Origin of the sequence: Erythrobacter sp. SDW2 (assembly GCF_021431965.1) — a bacterium.
Taxonomy (GTDB): Bacteria; Pseudomonadota; Alphaproteobacteria; order Sphingomonadales; family Sphingomonadaceae; genus Parerythrobacter.
Genome location: NZ_CP090370.1, coordinates 508,985 through 524,136, shown reverse-complemented (window position 1 = coordinate 524,136; position 15,152 = coordinate 508,985). Strand labels below are relative to the sequence as shown.

Here is a 15,152-nt window from a genome sequence, read left to right as displayed (position 1 = left end):
GCAGACTCGCGCCATCGGGCCGATAGTGTAACCAATGCGTGAAATCGTTTTCGACACGGAAACCACCGGTTTGGACCCCAAGACAGGGGACCGGCTGGTGGAAATCGGATGTGTCGAGTTGATGGGCCGAATTCCGACCGGCGAGGTCTTCCACGCCTATTACAACCCGCAGCGTGACATGCCTTCCGCTGCGGAGGAAGTGCACGGCCTCTCCTCCGCTTTCCTCGCCGACAAGCCGCTGTTTGCCGACGGGGCCGACGCCTTGCTCGAATTCCTCGGCGATGCGCCGCTGGTGGCGCATAATGCCGGATTCGACTTCGGCTTCCTTAACAATGAGCTGGCGCTGTGCGGGCGCGAGCCGATTGCGCTTGACCGGATGGTCGATACCGTTGCCATCGCCCGCAAGAAGCATCCCGGGGCCAAGGCTTCGCTCGATGCTTTGTGCACCCGCTACGGCATCGACCGCAGCCACCGCGTGAAACACGGCGCGCTGCTCGACGCCGAGCTGCTGGCGCAGGTCTATCTGGAGCTGCTCGGCGGGCGGCAGATCGGGCTGGTGCTCGATGCCGAAGTCGAAGCAGTCGGCGCTTCGGGGACGGCCATAACCATGCAGACGATCGAGCGGGTGTTCCGTGCGCCGCGCCCCCATACGGCGAGCGAAGAGGAACTCGCGCGGCACAAGGCATTTCTCGAAGGGATCGCGGACCCGTTGTGGAACAATGGGCGTTAACCCGCCCGGTGTAGGTTTGAACATCCAACAGCAAGGAGACAGGCAACGATGGATATTCGTGTTTCGGGCCACCAGATGGATACCGGGGTCGCCTTGCAGGATCACGCTGCCGAACGTCTGGGCGCCATCGTCGAGAAGTATTTCAGCCGCGCGCTCAGCTCGCATGTCACTTTCGGCAAGGCTCCGGCCGGTGCGTTTGTCTGCGATATCGTGACCCATGTCATGCAGGGGCTGGTGCTCAAGGCGCATGGCCAGGCGCAGGACGCGCATCTCGCGCTCGATGCTGCGGCGGAAAAGATCGACAAGCAGCTGCGCCGCTACAAGCGCCGGATCAAGGATCGCCACGAACAGGCCGACCATGCCCTGCGCGAGGAAGAAGCGGCTTACACAATTTTTGTCCCGGAGCCCGATGATATCGAAGAGCTCGAAGAGGAAGGCGCGCTGCCGATCGTGGCCGAGACCAAGGTGGACATTCCCGAAGCGAGCGTCGCCGATGCGGTGATGATGCTGGACTTGCGCGACACCAATGCGCTGTTCTTCAAAAATGCTGGCACCGGGCGGCACAATATGGTTTATCGCCGCCGCGACGGCGCGATCGGATGGGTTGAGCCGCACTGAGCTTGCTTGCGGCAGGACTCCAAGCAACTCCAACGTGACCACAAGCCCCTGGAAGGGCGTGGTTTTCATTCTCCCGATTGTTTGTCGAAAGACCACCCGCTTAGTTATGGACGCCCTGTTTCGATTTCCACCAGAAGCGGTGAAGAGTGTTGCCGCGACCAGCAAGCCTCAAATCCTGGCGCTGCTGGCGGAGCATTTTGCCGAAGTTTACGGTCTCGACGCCGGAATGGTGCTTGAAGGCCTTGAAGAGCGCGAGAAGCTGGGCAGCACCGGGTTCGGGCGCGGCGCGGCCATTCCGCATGCCCGACTCGAAGACCTGCGAAGCCCCAAGGTGGCGCTGCTCCGGCTGGAAGAGCCGTGCGATTTCGGCTCGGCTGACGGCATGCCGGTCGACCTTGTCTTCGGCCTCCTCTCCCCGGCCAATTCCGGGGCGACCCACCTGCATGCCCTCGCCGCAATTTCGCGGCTGGTGCGCGATGAAGAGGTGCACCGGCAGCTGGCCGAAGCCCCGGACAACGCCGCGCTCTACGCGCTGATCACCAATGCGGTCGAACGTGCCGCTGCCTGAGGATGGCGCTCAAGCGATGGGCGGGGCGAGTCTCCATTACCGCGCGCTGGAACGGCTCTATACCTCTGCGCCGATCAACCGGCTGTTTGAATCGCAGCTTCATGTCGAAGGCGAGGGCCGTTCGCGGATCGTGTTCCAGATCACCGAGGAGAGCTACCATGCCGCCGGTGCTGCGCATGGCACGATCTACTTCAAGATGCTCGACGATGCGGCCTTTTACGCCGCCAACACGCTGGTGACCGACCGCTTCCTGCTGACGACCTCTTTCAACCTCCATTTCACCAAGCCGGTGCGCGTCGGGGAGGTGGTCGCCGAGGGCCGCTGGATCAGTGGCAAGCGCCGCGTGTTCGTGGCGGAATCACGATTGGTCGACCATGAGGGCGAGGAAATCGGCCGCGGCACCGGGACCTTCATGCGTTCGCATATTCCGCTGTCGGGCCTGCCCGGATATGCGGACACGAGCTCCAATGCCTGATTCGCGCCTTCCCGCGCATCTCGAAGTGTCCGCTCTGATCCGGCTTGTCGAGGCTAGGGGCGGTTTTGCCACCGTGCTTGCCAAAGGTGAGCGTGACGCCGGGACGATCGCACTGGTAACCATAGAAAGTGGCTCGTCCGCGCAATTTTACGAAAGGATGCCCCAGCTCGACGGAAGCCGAGCCTGGACCCTTTCGTGCATGGAAGATATTGATAAAAAAACGGAATTCTCCGATTATTTGGCGAAACGGCAGCGCCAGGACAGCGATCTCTGGATCCTCGAGGTAGACATCGCGGATCCGGCACGGTTCATCGCATCGCTGCCGCGTTAAGTTGACTTAAGCGTCCCGAAACCTATTTGGCGCGCCGTTCTCCATGTGCGCAGGCGGTGCCGCAACATTCCGGTTGCAGCATTAGCACGCAGACGGGGAGCGGCCGGCAGGCTAGCAACGAACAACCCCCCAGTAACGCAAACAACGCGAGACAGGTTCCAGCCTGCGCCAGGTGCGCTCACCGCATATTGACCGAGTTTCATGAGTCGCAAGACCCATTTCGCGGGCGTGGCCGCCCTTGCCGTCGGCCTCGCCACCATCGCTGGCAACACCGAGCTTTCGGGTGCCAACGCGCAAGCGACCGAGGCGACCCCTTCTGCCGACGTCGCAGCCCCGCTGGTCGAAGAGACCGTTCCGAAGTTCGTGGCACAGGAAGTCGTCCAGCCGCTGCCTGAAGCCGAAGCACCCGCCGCAGAGACCGAGGTCGAGGCCGAAAGCCTTGCCCAGCTCGTCGCCCGGCTCGACGCCCCGGCGCAGCTGTCGCGGCAGATGGAATGCCTGGCCGGCGCAATCTACTTCGAATCGCGCGGCGAGCCGCTTGCGGGCCAGCTGGCGGTAGCGCAGGTCGTCATCAATCGCGCCGAGTCCGACCTGTTCCCCTCGGACTATTGCGGCGTGGTGTACCAGCGCTCGCAATTCTCTTTCGTCAAGGGTGGCCGCATGCCGTCGATCAAGCGCCGCTCGCTCGTCTGGCAGCAGGCGGTCAAGATAGCCCGCATCGCCCATGAGGGCCTGTGGGACAGCGCGGCCGGTGACGCGCTCTATTTCCACGCCAACTACGTGAAGCCCAAGTGGAGCTATCGCAAACAGGCGCTGGCAACGATCAGCACCCACATTTTCTACCGCTAAGCCCGTCCCTTCCTCTCCCGAAGGGATAGGGTCGCAGGAGCCCCCGTCGTCGCATGTGCGGCGGCGGGGTCTTCTCGCATTTGGCGGCTAGACCGCGACTTCGACCCACACCGGCGTGTGGTCGCTCGCCTTCTCGCGCCCCCGGTATTCCTTGTCGACCCCGCAGGCGACGAGCCGGTCGGCCAGCTCGGGCGAGAGCAGGCAGTGGTCGATGCGGAAGCCATGGTCACGCTGCCACGCGCCGGCTTGGTAATCCCAATAGGTCCAGACCCCACCGCGCGGGTTGCGGGCGTTGATCGCGTCGGTCCAGCCGTCAGCCAGCAGTTGGTGGTAAGCATCGCGCGATTCCGGCTGCATCAACGCATCGTCGGCCATGGCCTTGGGCGACCAGACGTCTTTGTCTTCCGGGATGACGTTGAAGTCGCCCAGCACCACGGCCGGCATTTCCTCGGCCCAGATCTCCGCCATGCGCGCGCGCAACTTCTCCATCCACGCCAGCTTGTAGTCGAACTTGGGTCCGGGATGGGGGTTGCCGTTGGGGAGATAAAGGTTGCAGATGCGCACGCCGTTGACCTCGGCTTCCAGATAGCGCGCCTGCTCGCCCTCGCCCTCCTTCGGGCCATCGATGCCGAGTCCGCGTTGCACCTCGACCGGTTTCACCCCGTCGGCGAGGATCGCCACGCCGTTGAAGCTCTTCTGCCCGTGCCAGATCGCGTGATAGCCGATCTTCTCGAGTTCCTCGGCGGGGAAGCCTTCGTCCTGCGTCTTGATTTCCTGCAGGCAGGCGACCGCGGGCCGTGTTTCCTCGAGCCATTCGATCAGGCGCGGCAGCCGCGCCTTGATGCCATTGATGTTGAATGTAGCGATCCGCATGCGCGGACCTTAGATGCCGAAGCTCGAACCGCAACCGCAACCTGCGGCGGCTTGCGGATTCTCCACCCGGAACGCCGCCCCTCCGAGCGATTCGACGAAATCGACGGTGCACCCGGCAACAAGATCGAGGCTGACCGGATCCACCACCAGCGTAACACCGTCGGTTTGCGTCTGGGTGTCGTCGCTTTCCACCGCATCGGCCAATTCGAACTTGTACTGGAAGCCCGAGCAGCCTCCGCCCTCGACGGCGAGCCGCAAGATAGCGGGCTTGCCCTGCTTCTCCGCGATCCGGCGCACCCGCGCGGCGGCGGATTCGGTCAGGGCCGGGTTGAGGGTAGCAGTCTCGCTCATGGCGGTGATGTAGGCCTTGCCGGGTCGCGTCTCAAGCCGTGGTGATATATTCGCGCATCGCCTGCGCCTCGTGCTCGACCTCGTCGATCCGCGATTTCACCAGGTCGCCGATCGAAACGAAGCCCACAAAGCTGCCATTGTCCATCACCGGCAGGTGGCGAATGCGCCGACGGGTCATAAGGCCCAGCGCTTCGATTACCGTCGTGTTTCTCTCGACCGAGATCGGCGGCGCGGTCATCACCTGAGCCACCAGCTTGTCGAGGCAGGCAGTGCCTTCCTCGGCCATGCGGTAGACCACGTCGCGCTCCGAAAAGATGCCGACGATGCTGCCGTCCTGCATCACCGGCAGCGCCCCGATCCGCTTGCCGGCAAGGATCGCCACAGCCTCGCGGACCGGTTGGCCCGCATCGACGCTGATGATGTCCGAGGGGCTGCGCCCGGCGATCAGATGTCCGATTTCCATCTCGCTCCTCCTTCACAACATCACGGAAGATGACACGGATTGGCGCTTTTGGCGAATCCCGCGCTTTACTGTCTGCGGCGAGAGGTTCAGGAGGCGCGCATGGTTGGCAAATCCCCGCTCGACGATCCCGAAAACGCGGCTTTCGCCTGGGCCCGCTATCGCCGGCTGATGCGCTTCATGTTTCTGGCGACCGTTGGCGTCGTCGTGATCGCGCTGGCATTGCTCTACACCAACAACAACGATGTCTCGCCGCACTTTTTCATCGCGGTCGGCCTCGGGATCGGTTTCTCGATGATGCTGATGAGCGCGCTGATGGGGCTGGTGTTCCTGAGCAACGGCACGGGACATGACGATTCGGTCGACAACCGCCTGCCCAGGAACGGCGAGGACTAATCCTCTGCTGTGCGAAGCCGGTACTGTTCAACCGGCACGCCACCGATCAGGTGCTGCTGGATGATCGCCTCCAGCGCAGCTTCATCGCAGGAATGATACCAGATCCGGTCGGGCCAGACGACCGCGACTGGCCCGGCGGCGCAGACTTGCAGGCAATCCGCCTTGGTCCGCTGGAGTCCGAACCTTTCGTTCAGTTCGAGCTCCTTGAAGCGCCGCTTCAAATATTTCCACGCCCGCTCGCCATCCTCGCGGTGGCAGCATTTCTGCTTCTCGCTCAGCGCACAGAGGAAGATGTGCCGGGTGAGCGTCTCGCCGCCGATGAAGCCGAGCGCGGTGCGGGCCTTGTCGAGCTGGCGCTCGGATGTCACTCGCCCTCGCCCTCGCCCTCGCCCTCGCTCGTTTGCTCGTCGTCGGACTTCAGCCAGCGCTCAAGCCACGCGAACACCGTATCGTGCCACTGCAGCGAATTCTTGGCGCCCAGCACCCAGTGGTTTTCGGTCGGGAAGACCAGCAACTGCGCCGGGATATCCTTTTCCTGCAGCACAGTGAAGGCACCCAGTCCCTGAGTATAGGGGACTCGGAAATCCTTCTCGCCCAGCACCACCAGCATCGGCGTCTTCCACGCATCGATGTGGTTCACCGGATTCCACTTCTCATAGGTTGCGGCCGATTCGGCATAGGAGCCGCCGAAGTCCCAGCGCGGGAACCATTTTTCTTCCGTCGAGAAATAGAACGCGCGGTTGTCGAACAGGCCGTTGTGGTTGACCAGGCAGTCGAACCGGTCGGGCCAGTTGCCGGCGATCCAGTTGACCATGTAGCCGCCATAGCTCGCGCCCATGGCGCAGGCGCGGTCGCCATCGATTTGCGGATCGAGCGCGAGCGCGGCAGCGAGACCTTTCTGCAGGTCCTCCAGCGGTTTGCCGCCCCAGTCCCGGTTGATCGCATCGGTAAAGGCCTCGCCGTATCCGGTGCTGCCGTGGAAATCGACCGAGATCACCGCATAGCCCTGGCTCGCCAGCACGCGCGGATTCCAGCGGGTCGACCAGGCATCGTTGAACGAACCCTGAGGGCCGCCGTGGATGTAGAGGATCGCGGGCATCGCGCCGTCGAAATCCTCCAGCTTGGTGATCTGGCCCCACACGGTATCGCCATTGGCACCGGCGAAGCTGAAGCGGGTGGTTACAGTCGCAGCCATCGCGCCGACCTTGGACGAGGCTACCTGGGTCAGTGGCTTGGCCTGTTGCCACTCGGCGGACAGGAACAGCTCGGCCGGTGCTCCGATCGAATCGCGGGTGAACAGCAGCCGATCGCCCGCCAAGGGCACGACATTGCCGATATGGGCCTCGTTGCCCGCCATCAGATCGAGTTTTTCGACCTTTCCGCTCTTCGGATCGATCCGGAAAGCGGGCGTGTCGAGCACGTCCTGCGCGGTGGCAACGATCCATTTCGAATCGGGTGTCCATGCCAGCGAGCCGAAGCTGCGATCGAAGTCCTGCGTCAGCTCCTGGACAGCGCCGGTCTTGAGGTCGCGCAGCATGATCCGCAGCCGGTCGGCCTCATAGGTCGGGCGCTCCATCGCCAGCCAGGCGAGGTAGCGCCCGTCGGGCGAAGCCGCCGGCGTGGTATCGGTTGCCTGGTTGTCTGCAGTGAGGTTCTCTGGCGGCCCGCCATCGAGCGCGGCGCGATAGATGTCGAGGTTGGTCGACAACGGTTCCCGGGCGTCGGCAAGTCGGGCGGTGAAATAGACCGCCGACCCGTCGGGGGCCCAAGCGATTTCCTCAGCCCCGCCGAAGGGCTTGGTCGGGGCATCGCCGGTCAGAGCGCCATCTACGTCCGCCGGGCCATCGAGTGGTTCGCCATCGCCCACCGCCCTGCCGTCCTCCAGCCCGAAAACGAAGATCCGGCTGTAGGTGCCCGGCGTCTCCCATTCGTCCCAATGGCGCACGAAGCCGTCATTGGCGTCATAGAGGCGGCCGTTGCCGGGACCGGGCAGGTGCGCCGTGCCATCTGTGCCGCAGCCGAACGCTTCGCAGTCGCGCGACACCGGAGCCCACAGCGCAATCGCGTCGGCCTTGGGCGATAGCGTGAAGCCTTCGACCGGGGTGCTGATATTGGTCACCTGCATCGGTCCGGTGACGTTGCCATTGGCTTCGAGCACCGCGCGCCAGACCTCCGTGGTTCCTTCGCTGTCGGTGGTGCCTTCGTCGGGACGGTCCGAGAGGAAGTAGAGCAGGCCATCAGCCCCGAAAGTGACGCCGAAAGCCGATTCGCCGAGGTCCAACTTGACCGGCGCCGAATCGAGATCGGTCAGGTTGCGCAGGTAGAGCTCGCTCTTGCGCGCCAGCGTCTCCTCGTCTGTCACAGTGACCGAATAGACGGCATATTTGCCGTCGGGCGACACCGCCGGCGCGCCGAGGCGCGGCATGGTGACGAGGTCGCGCGCGGTCATGGGCGCGGGGTCGGCCTCTTGCGCCAGCAGCGGGGTCGAAAGCGATGTCGCGAGGCAGAGGGCCAGCGCAGTCCCGAGATGTTTTGTCATGGGGCGCGGGTCTAAGCCCTCAACGCCTGCCTGCAAGGATTTTTCCCGATGCGAAGGGCGCGTCAGCCCTTCTTGCCGGCGATCCGGGCAATCTCGTCGCGCACCATCTGCTCGACCATCGGCGGCAGGTTGGTGTCGAGCCACTGGCTCAGCATAGGGCGCAGCATTTCGCGCACCAGCCCCTCGAGCGAAGTCTCGCCCGATCGGACGATCTGCGGCCTGGCACCAGGTTCGGCGAGCATTGCCAGCGCGGCAAGATTGTCGCGCATCGATTCGCGAGCGGCTTCGGTCAGCAGCGGGGCGCCTTCGGCCTCTCCATCCTCGACCACCGCATCGGCGTCGAGTTCAAGCACCTCTTCCGCGCCCTCGTCGGTAAGCTCCTCCGCCTGAGCTTCGCTCTCGCGCCGACGACGCGCGTCGAGCGCGCCATCGCGGTTGTCGCGCGCGATCACTTTCTTGATCGATTCGAGAATTTCCTCGACCGAGGCTTCGCCCTGCTGGCGCATGCCGTATCCCCCCTGAATCGTGATTCGCAGACCCTATGGCTGCGGCAACCCCGCCGCGTCCTGTGGAATCTCTGCGTTTGCCGGGGGAATGTCAACGGTTCTCGTTGACGTCGCGGCGGCATCGTCGGGGCGGTCCCAGTCCCAGATGCGGCCGTTGACGGCCTCGTAATTGGTCAGCGGATCGTAGAGCGCGCCGCCGTCGAGGCCGAGGTCGCGCGCCTCGGCCTTGCCTATCGCGGCAAGCAGCGAGAAGCCTGCGACATAGGCATTGCGCCGTGCCGTCACCAGCTGGGCGCGGGCGCGGAGCAGTTCCTGTTCGGCATTGAGCACATCGAGAATGGTGCGGTTGCCGATCGAATTTTCTGCCCGCACGCCTTCGAGGCTGAGCTCGGCGGCAGAGACGGCCTTTTGCGAGCTTTCGATCACCTGCAGCGATGCCTGGTAGCTCGAGAACGCGGCGCGGGTCTGGGCGATGACGTCACGCTCGGTTGCAATGACCTGCTCCAGTGCGGCGTTCTCGCGCTCGGCGGCCTGGCGCTGGCGAGCGGCGGGCAGGCCACCCTGGAAAATCGGGATCGAGAAACGAACGCCCGTGCTCGCAGTGGTCTCGGTCTGCGAGAGGCCGGGAGCACCGCCCTGCAGCGTCCCGAAATAGTCGTTGTAATCGAGCCCGGCGAACACCGAGACACTCGGCATCCTCCCGGCACCGGCAGCCTTGGTATCGAAGCCGGCAGCTTCGGCCCGCTGGCGCGCGGCGAGCAGGTCGGGATTGTTCTCCAATGCCGTGTCGACCGCAACGATCGGGTTGGCGGGCAGTCCGGGAAGCGGCGGAGGCGGCTCCAGTTCGTCGGGCGCCGAGCCGACCAGCTGGATATAGGTTTCACGTGCCAGGATCAGGTTCGCCTGGGCACTCCGCAAATCCGCGGTCGCAAGCGCCAGTCGCGATTCGGACTGGGCGACATCGGTCCGGGTCAGGTCGCCGATTTCGTAGCGGTCCTGTGTCGCTTGCAGGTTGACAGACAGGACATCGACCTGGTTGGCGTTGAGCGAGACGAGCGCCTGGGTCCGCAGCACGTCCATATAGGCGGCCACAACCTGGCTGAAGATCGCCGATTCGGTTCCCCGGAGGCTCGCCTGGCCGGCCACGACACGTTCCTTGGCCGCAGCAATGCCGTTCTTTACTGCGCCACCCGAATAGATCGGGACTGTCAGGTCCGGCCCGACGCTGAACAGACGTTCGGTCGGCGCAAAGGAATTGGGCGAAGGCTTGACGAACTCGACATACTGGCCGGTCGCCGTGACATTGGGCAAGCCCTGCGCACGCTGGATATTGGGGTTCTCGTCCTCGGCCCGCTGCTGGGCGCGGGCTGCGGCGAGGGTCGGATTGGTATTGTAGGCCTCCACCAGCGCCTCGCGCAGCGTATCGGCCTGCGCCGGAGCAGCGACGAGCAGCGCTGCGCCTCCCAGCCAGGCGGCCTTGCGGGCGAAACGGTTCATGGTCAGAAGCTCCAGCCCTTGGGTGCGTCAAAGATGGTGAGGCGTGGCAGGGCGATGTCTTCGATATTGCGGAAGGCCACGTCCTTGCCAGCCATGCGGCCCACTGCGAGGCGGGTCACGCCATTGTCGATCAGGCCGGTGACCACACGGCCACCATCGGCCAGCCGCTTGGCCAGCGCTGCCGGGAAAGTCTCGATCGCACCATCCACCAGGATCAGGTCATAGCTGCCGCGCTTCTTGCCCGCGGCCGCGTCTTCAACCGACACACTGTCGCACTTGCCGGCGAGCGGTTGGACCAGTGCGGTCAGGTAACCATTGCCGTTGTCGACCACCAGCACGCTCTCGCCCGCACCGGGCCGGGCAGCGGTCAGCATCTTGCCGTGCGAAACCGGCTGGGCCAGCGTTCCATTGCCCGGCAGCGCGATCGCGCGATCCATGTAGCAATAGCCCTGCGCTTCGGGCGGGACATAGTCTTCGCGCGCAACCGCACCCATGCGAGCGAGCACGAAGGGCTCGTTGACGCCCGAGGTGCGTAGCTGGCTGTCCAGCATGGCCTTGCGGGCGGCGGCGAAATCCAGCGGGCAGGTGGCAGTGTCGATCATGGTACCTCAAGCTTGTGCCAGCTGTATTACACCAACAATACAGCTCGTCAATTGCCGCTTTAAAGACAGACGCCATGTGCGCCAAGCGCTTTGACGCCTTGCGCCCCGTGCGATTATGGGCCTAGCGCGGCGTGGGCGCCGACAAGGACAGTGGTTCTACGAGAAGGAGTATGGCTTCGATGAGCGACATGACGGTTATCCGGGAGGAAGACCTGATCGAAAGCGTCGCCGACGCGCTGCAGTTCATCTCCTACTATCACCCGATGGACTACATTCTCGCGCTGGGCGAAGCCTACAAGGCCGAGCAGGGCCCGGCGGCGAAGGATGCCATTGCCCAGATCCTGACCAACAGCCGAATGTGCGCCGAAGGGCACCGGCCGATCTGCCAGGACACCGGGATCGTCAACGTCTTCGTCAAATGGGGCCAGGGCTGTCGGCTCGATTCGAAGCTGAGCCTGCAGGAAGTGGTCGATGAAGGCGTCCGCCGCGCTTACAATCACCCCGAGAACAAGCTGCGTGCCTCGATCCTCGCGGATCCCGCCTTCACCCGCCGCAACACCCGTGACAATACGCCTTGCGTGTTGAGCGTCGAGATGGTGACGGGCAACACGGTGTCGGTCGACGTCGCGGCCAAGGGCGGCGGCAGCGAGAACAAGTCCAGGTTCAAGATGATGAACCCCAGCGATAATATCGTCGATTGGGTGGTCGAACAGATCCCTTCGATGGGTGCCGGCTGGTGTCCGCCGGGGATGCTCGGCATCGGTATCGGCGGCACGGCGGAACACTGCATGAAGCTGGCCAAGCTGAGCCTGATGGAACCGATCGACATGGCCCAGCTCAAGCAGCGCGGGGCTCAAACCGATCTGGAACAGCTGCGGATCGACATTTTCGATGCGGTCAATGCGCAAGGCGTCGGGGCACAGGGGCTGGGGGGGCTATCGACCGTGCTCGACGTCAAGATTCTCGATGCGCCCTGCCACGCGGCGGGCAAGCCGATCGCGATGATCCCCAACTGCGCCGCCACCCGCCATGCACACTTCACGCTCGACGGAAGCGGACCGGCCTACCTGGAGCAGCCAGACCTGTCGAAATGGCCCGATGTCCAGTGGGAACCCGATGCTGCGGCCAAGCGCGTCGATCTCGACCACCTGACGCAGGAAGAAGTCAACAGCTGGCAGCATGGCGACCGGCTGTTGCTCTCGGGCAAGATGCTGACCGGACGCGACGCCGCGCACAAGCGCATCCAGGACATGCTGGCCAAGGGCGAGGAACTGCCCGTCAGCTTCAAGGGCCGCGCGATCTATTACGTCGGCCCGGTCGATCCGGTGATGGGCGAGGTCGTCGGCCCGGCCGGCCCCACCACCGCCACCCGGATGGACAAGTTCACCGAGATGATGCTCGACCTTGGCCTGCTCGCCATGATCGGCAAGGCCGAGCGCGGCGCCAATGCGGTCGAGGTCATCAGCCGCTACAAGGTCGCCTATCTGATGGCGACCGGCGGCGCGGCCTATCTGGTGGCGCGGGCGATCAGGGAATCGAAGGTCGTGGCGTTCGAGGATCTCGGGATGGAGGCGATCTACGAGTTCACCGTCAAGGACATGCCGGTGACCGTCGCGGTCGATGCGCGCGGCAACAATGTCCACACGCTGGCCCCGGCGCAATGGAAGAAACGCATCGCCGAGGAACATTTGCTGGCCTGACTGGCGGCAACCTCCCTCGACCAAGTGCCGAGTCGCTTCGACCACGGGGCTGTTTCGAAAGGACGCATGGGTCTAGAGGCTCGCTGACATCATGCTTGCAGAAGAAACACAGGAAGCGGACGAAATGGCGCGGGTTCCGCTGCGCCAGGTGCTGCTGTCGATCGCGGGCCTGTGGTTCTGCTATTTCGTCTTGATCACCTTGCGCAGTTCGATTGTCGGGCTCGATTTCTTCGGCGAATTGCTGTGGCGGCGGGCACTGGTTTGTCTGGCGGGTGCAGGCATCACTTTCGTGATGTGGATGTTGTTGCGGCTGTTTGACCATCGCCGGATGTGGATGCAGGTGGTGGCGGCGCTGGTGCTGGCCGTACCGACAGCCATCCTTACCGCCCAAGCGAACCAGATGCTGTTCGCACCCGTGCAGGACCAAGTCCAAAGCAGGATGGCGGAGAACCGCGGCTTCAAGATCGGCCGCGATGAAGCGGGCAATATCATCATCGAAGCCCCCGTTCCGGATTCGCCCGATACCGACGGGGCGCTCGGTCCCGACGGCGCGACGGCGCAAGTCGTCCTTCCTGCATCGAGCGCGAAGGATGAGCAGTGGATCGGCCTCGTCGAGCTCGCGCTGAGCCGCTACTTCCTGCTGCTCGCCTGGGCGGCGCTCTATCTCGCTTTGCTGGCCGGGGCGCGAGCGCAGGCGGCGGAGCGGCGCGGGGAGCGCTTCCGCAGCGCCGCCAAGGCGGCCGAACTGCGGTCCCTACGCTACCAGGTCAACCCGCATTTCCTGTTCAACACGCTCAACTCGCTGTCCTCGCTGGTGATGACCGGCAAGGCCGAGCGGGCCGAGGAAATGATCCAGGCGATGAGCAATTTCTACCGCCACAGCTTGGCTGACGACACCACCGCCGATGTCCGGCTGGAAGACGAGTTCGCGCTGCAGCAGCACTATCTCGATATCGAGATGCTGCGCTTCCCCGAACGGCTCAAGGTCCGCTTCGACTTGCCGCCCGCGCTCGCTTCGTGCCGGGTGCCGGGCATGATCCTGCAGCCGCTGGTCGAGAACGCGGTCAAATACGGCGTTGCCCCGGTCAATCGTCCCGTTTCCGTGGTGGTCAGCGCCGACGAGGAATTTGACCGGCTGGTGATCCGCGTCACCGATGACGGTCCCGGCGTGCCCAAGGGAACGAAACCCGGCTTCGGCATTGGCCTCGCCAATGTGAAGGACCGGATCGAGGCTCGTTTCGGCCGCGATGCCACCATCACTTCCGGTCCGGTCGAGGATGGCTATGTCAGCGAACTGCGGCTGCCCATTGAACGAAAGGCTGCGGCATGAGCGATCCCACCCCCGCGCTGCGCACCTTGATTGTCGATGACGAACCGCTCGCGGTCGAGCGGATGCAGGTCATCTGCGCCAAGATCCCCGCGCTGAGTGTCGTCGGCACCGCCAGCGACGGCGAGGCCGCCCTGCGGCTGGTCGAAGCTCTGCGACCCGATCTGGTGCTGCTCGACATGACCATGCCCGGGCTCGACGGGCTCGGCGTCGCGCGCAAGCTCGGCAAGCACGAGACGCACCCGGCGGTGATCTTCGTCACCGCGCATGATCACTTTGCGGTCGAGGCCTTCGATACCGACGCAGTCGATTATGTCCTCAAGCCCGTGGCACAGGACCGGCTGGCCCGCGCGATCGACCGCGCCGTCGCCCGCCGCGGCGAGGTGCGCAGCGGAACCAACAGCGAATGGTTGCAGGAACTGTGGGTGCCGCATCGTTCCGAACTGATCCGCATCGAAACCGCGCAGGTCGGCCGGATAGATGCCGAGCGCGACTATGTCCGGTTGCATGTCGGCGAAGGCGACCTCGCGCGGACCTACCTGCTACTCCAGACCATCGCCGGCCTTGAAAAGCGGCTCGATCCGGCGGACTTTATCCGCATCCACCGCTCGACCATCCTGCGGAAGGACCGCATTCGCGGCCTGCGCCATGATGGCTTGGGCGTGTGGTCCGTCGAGCTGGAAGATGGCGAGGCGCTGCGTATCGGCCGCACCTATCTGCCGAAGGTCAAGGCGATGGCCGGGCGGTAAGGCGCCGGAGACATCCACGTTCGACCCTTTGCCCGCCCCCAAAAGGAAAACCCCGAGCCGGGGGACTGCGTCCGGCTCGGGGTGCTGGTACCGGCCGGCTGACCGGTACCGTCTGGATGGCTGGAGTCGCGTCAGCCAGCCAATGGCTTAGCCGCCGCGCCTGGCATCGCTGATGATGGCGGCGAATTGCTGGTTGGCGAGGCGCTTGGCATCGCGATAGCAGCGGGTTGCCTGCGAGGACTTCATCCGCGTACCGGTGCGCTGTTCGCCAACACCGCAATATTTCTTCGCTGCGGCATCGATCCGGCTTTCGAGAGTCTTTTGACCGGCTTCGGTTGTGAGATCGAGGTCGGCGTAGCGCACGACCATGTCCGGAGCGGCGTCATCGGCCAGCGCCGGAACACCGGTCAGCAAGGTGGCCGCCGCTGCAAGGGCAATCATGGGGGTCTTCATGGCAATTTCCTCCGTCTTGCGATGGCCCGTTGGGGGGTGGCCACTCGCAAACACGGGTCTACGCTTTTGATCGAAGGCGTGCGCGGAGGGTTCGATTACACGCGTCATCGGCTCGACGGGTGGGGACG

General features: G+C 64.3%; 19 protein-coding genes. 10 read left to right on the top strand and 9 right to left on the bottom strand.

All coding sequences use genetic code 11. The annotated features are described in order from the left end of the window. Positions 1-34: 34 nt before the first annotated feature. The 6 genes from dnaQ to LY632_RS02550 all read left to right on the top strand — a co-directional run bounded on the left by dnaQ (position 35) and on the right by LY632_RS02550 (position 3,571). Positions 35-730 (top strand): DNA polymerase III subunit epsilon, encoded by a 696-nt coding sequence (gene dnaQ, locus LY632_RS02575; RefSeq protein ID WP_234092250.1) that lies wholly within the window; start codon positions 35-37, stop codon positions 728-730. Between the two features lie 48 nt (positions 731-778). Continuing rightward, positions 779-1,348 carry a ribosome hibernation-promoting factor, HPF/YfiA family gene (gene hpf / locus LY632_RS02570; protein WP_234092249.1) on the top strand — a complete coding sequence of 190 codons (570 nt, stop codon included), beginning with the start codon at positions 779-781 and terminating at the stop codon, positions 1,346-1,348. A 106-nt stretch (positions 1,349-1,454) separates the two neighbouring features. Further along, the gene (locus tag LY632_RS02565) at positions 1,455-1,916 is read left to right on the top strand and encodes a PTS sugar transporter subunit IIA (protein WP_234092248.1); all 462 of its coding nucleotides are present in this window, start codon (positions 1,455-1,457) and stop codon (positions 1,914-1,916) included. A 16-nt stretch (positions 1,917-1,932) separates the two neighbouring features. After that, positions 1,933-2,391 carry a PaaI family thioesterase gene (locus LY632_RS02560; RefSeq protein ID WP_234092247.1) on the top strand — a complete coding sequence of 153 codons (459 nt, stop codon included), beginning with the start codon at positions 1,933-1,935 and terminating at the stop codon, positions 2,389-2,391. Continuing rightward, on the top strand, positions 2,384-2,722 hold the full coding sequence (locus LY632_RS02555) for a DUF1491 family protein (RefSeq protein ID WP_234092246.1): 339 nt from the start codon (positions 2,384-2,386) through the stop codon (positions 2,720-2,722). The genes LY632_RS02560 and LY632_RS02555 overlap by 8 nt, the downstream gene beginning before the upstream one ends. Before the next feature lie 201 nt (positions 2,723-2,923). Then, positions 2,924-3,571 (top strand): cell wall hydrolase, encoded by a 648-nt coding sequence (locus LY632_RS02550; RefSeq protein WP_234092245.1) that lies wholly within the window; start codon positions 2,924-2,926, stop codon positions 3,569-3,571. 87 nt (positions 3,572-3,658) lie between these two features. Here LY632_RS02550 and xth read toward each other — a convergent pair whose 3' ends face one another. The 3 genes from xth to LY632_RS02535 are packed head-to-tail and all read right to left on the bottom strand — an operon-like array spanning position 3,659 to position 5,258. Further along, positions 3,659-4,444 carry an exodeoxyribonuclease III gene (gene xth / locus LY632_RS02545; protein ID WP_234092244.1) on the bottom strand — a complete coding sequence of 262 codons (786 nt, stop codon included), beginning with the start codon at positions 4,442-4,444 and terminating at the stop codon, positions 3,659-3,661. A gap of 9 nt (positions 4,445-4,453) precedes the next feature. After that, complete coding sequence (erpA, locus tag LY632_RS02540) at positions 4,454-4,795, bottom strand: iron-sulfur cluster insertion protein ErpA (protein WP_234092243.1); 342 nt, start codon at positions 4,793-4,795, stop codon at positions 4,454-4,456. A 31-nt stretch (positions 4,796-4,826) separates the two neighbouring features. Then, entirely contained in the window at positions 4,827-5,258 is a 432-nt protein-coding gene (locus LY632_RS02535; protein ID WP_234092242.1) for a CBS domain-containing protein, read from the bottom strand. A gap of 99 nt (positions 5,259-5,357) precedes the next feature. Between LY632_RS02535 and LY632_RS02530 the strand changes: the two genes are divergently transcribed. Continuing rightward, positions 5,358-5,651 (top strand): Rnf-Nqr domain containing protein, encoded by a 294-nt coding sequence (locus LY632_RS02530; protein WP_234092241.1) that lies wholly within the window; start codon positions 5,358-5,360, stop codon positions 5,649-5,651. Here LY632_RS02530 and LY632_RS02525 read toward each other — a convergent pair. The 5 genes from LY632_RS02525 to LY632_RS02505 form a co-directional block, all read right to left on the bottom strand. Next, entirely contained in the window at positions 5,648-6,019 is a 372-nt protein-coding gene (locus LY632_RS02525) for a ferredoxin (RefSeq protein WP_234092240.1), read from the bottom strand. The two genes, LY632_RS02530 and LY632_RS02525, sit on opposite strands and share 4 nt — an antisense overlap. After that, the gene (locus LY632_RS02520; protein ID WP_234092239.1) at positions 6,016-8,190 is read right to left on the bottom strand and encodes a S9 family peptidase; all 2,175 of its coding nucleotides are present in this window, start codon (positions 8,188-8,190) and stop codon (positions 6,016-6,018) included. Before LY632_RS02520 ends, LY632_RS02525 begins: the two co-directional genes overlap by 4 nt. Positions 8,191-8,252: 62 nt before the next feature. Then, positions 8,253-8,696 (bottom strand): DUF2497 domain-containing protein, encoded by a 444-nt coding sequence (locus LY632_RS02515; RefSeq protein ID WP_234092238.1) that lies wholly within the window; start codon positions 8,694-8,696, stop codon positions 8,253-8,255. Between the two features lie 33 nt (positions 8,697-8,729). Beyond that, positions 8,730-10,193, bottom strand: a complete 1,464-nt coding sequence (locus tag LY632_RS02510) for a TolC family outer membrane protein (RefSeq protein WP_234092237.1) — start codon at positions 10,191-10,193, stop codon at positions 8,730-8,732. A gap of 2 nt (positions 10,194-10,195) precedes the next feature. Beyond that, complete coding sequence (locus LY632_RS02505; RefSeq protein WP_234092236.1) at positions 10,196-10,795, bottom strand: protein-L-isoaspartate O-methyltransferase; 600 nt, start codon at positions 10,793-10,795, stop codon at positions 10,196-10,198. A 179-nt stretch (positions 10,796-10,974) separates the two neighbouring features. On the opposite strand from LY632_RS02505, the gene LY632_RS02500 reads away from it, so the two are divergent. From LY632_RS02500 to LY632_RS02490, 3 genes are all read left to right on the top strand, one after another. Then, positions 10,975-12,495 (top strand): fumarate hydratase, encoded by a 1,521-nt coding sequence (locus LY632_RS02500; RefSeq protein WP_234092235.1) that lies wholly within the window; start codon positions 10,975-10,977, stop codon positions 12,493-12,495. A gap of 91 nt (positions 12,496-12,586) precedes the next feature. Beyond that, entirely contained in the window at positions 12,587-13,825 is a 1,239-nt protein-coding gene (locus LY632_RS02495) for a sensor histidine kinase (RefSeq protein WP_234092234.1), read from the top strand. Then, the gene (locus LY632_RS02490; RefSeq protein WP_234092233.1) at positions 13,822-14,571 is read left to right on the top strand and encodes a LytTR family DNA-binding domain-containing protein; all 750 of its coding nucleotides are present in this window, start codon (positions 13,822-13,824) and stop codon (positions 14,569-14,571) included. The genes LY632_RS02495 and LY632_RS02490 overlap by 4 nt, the downstream gene beginning before the upstream one ends. Before the next feature lie 147 nt (positions 14,572-14,718). On the opposite strand, the gene LY632_RS02485 is transcribed toward LY632_RS02490, so the two are convergent. Then, positions 14,719-15,024: a UrcA family protein gene (locus LY632_RS02485; RefSeq protein WP_234092232.1), complete on the bottom strand. Its 306-nt coding sequence runs from the start codon at positions 15,022-15,024 to the stop codon at positions 14,719-14,721. Between the last annotated feature and the right edge of the window lie 128 nt (positions 15,025-15,152).

Excerpts from the sequence above, each read along its gene's own strand:
- LY632_RS02490 (WP_234092233.1), top strand. The coding sequence starts at position 13,822 with ATGAGCGATCCCACCCCCGCGCTGCGCACCTTGATTGTCGATGACGAA.
- LY632_RS02515 (WP_234092238.1), bottom strand. The coding sequence starts at position 8,696 with ATGCGCCAGCAGGGCGAAGCCTCGGTCGAGGAAATTCTCGAATCGATC.
- LY632_RS02560 (WP_234092247.1), top strand. The coding sequence starts at position 1,933 with ATGGGCGGGGCGAGTCTCCATTACCGCGCGCTGGAACGGCTCTATACC.
- LY632_RS02555 (WP_234092246.1), top strand. The coding sequence starts at position 2,384 with ATGCCTGATTCGCGCCTTCCCGCGCATCTCGAAGTGTCCGCTCTGATC.
- LY632_RS02485 (WP_234092232.1), bottom strand. The coding sequence starts at position 15,024 with ATGAAGACCCCCATGATTGCCCTTGCAGCGGCGGCCACCTTGCTGACC.
- LY632_RS02565 (WP_234092248.1), top strand. The coding sequence starts at position 1,455 with ATGGACGCCCTGTTTCGATTTCCACCAGAAGCGGTGAAGAGTGTTGCC.
- LY632_RS02510 (WP_234092237.1), bottom strand. The coding sequence starts at position 10,193 with ATGAACCGTTTCGCCCGCAAGGCCGCCTGGCTGGGAGGCGCAGCGCTG.
- LY632_RS02535 (WP_234092242.1), bottom strand. The coding sequence starts at position 5,258 with ATGGAAATCGGACATCTGATCGCCGGGCGCAGCCCCTCGGACATCATC.
- hpf (WP_234092249.1), top strand. The coding sequence starts at position 779 with ATGGATATTCGTGTTTCGGGCCACCAGATGGATACCGGGGTCGCCTTG.
- LY632_RS02500 (WP_234092235.1), top strand. The coding sequence starts at position 10,975 with ATGAGCGACATGACGGTTATCCGGGAGGAAGACCTGATCGAAAGCGTC.
- LY632_RS02520 (WP_234092239.1), bottom strand. The coding sequence starts at position 8,190 with ATGACAAAACATCTCGGGACTGCGCTGGCCCTCTGCCTCGCGACATCG.
- LY632_RS02550 (WP_234092245.1), top strand. The coding sequence starts at position 2,924 with ATGAGTCGCAAGACCCATTTCGCGGGCGTGGCCGCCCTTGCCGTCGGC.
- dnaQ (WP_234092250.1), top strand. The coding sequence starts at position 35 with ATGCGTGAAATCGTTTTCGACACGGAAACCACCGGTTTGGACCCCAAG.
- xth (WP_234092244.1), bottom strand. The coding sequence starts at position 4,444 with ATGCGGATCGCTACATTCAACATCAATGGCATCAAGGCGCGGCTGCCG.
- LY632_RS02495 (WP_234092234.1), top strand. The coding sequence starts at position 12,587 with ATGCTTGCAGAAGAAACACAGGAAGCGGACGAAATGGCGCGGGTTCCG.
- LY632_RS02530 (WP_234092241.1), top strand. The coding sequence starts at position 5,358 with ATGGTTGGCAAATCCCCGCTCGACGATCCCGAAAACGCGGCTTTCGCC.
- erpA (WP_234092243.1), bottom strand. The coding sequence starts at position 4,795 with ATGAGCGAGACTGCTACCCTCAACCCGGCCCTGACCGAATCCGCCGCC.
- LY632_RS02505 (WP_234092236.1), bottom strand. The coding sequence starts at position 10,795 with ATGATCGACACTGCCACCTGCCCGCTGGATTTCGCCGCCGCCCGCAAG.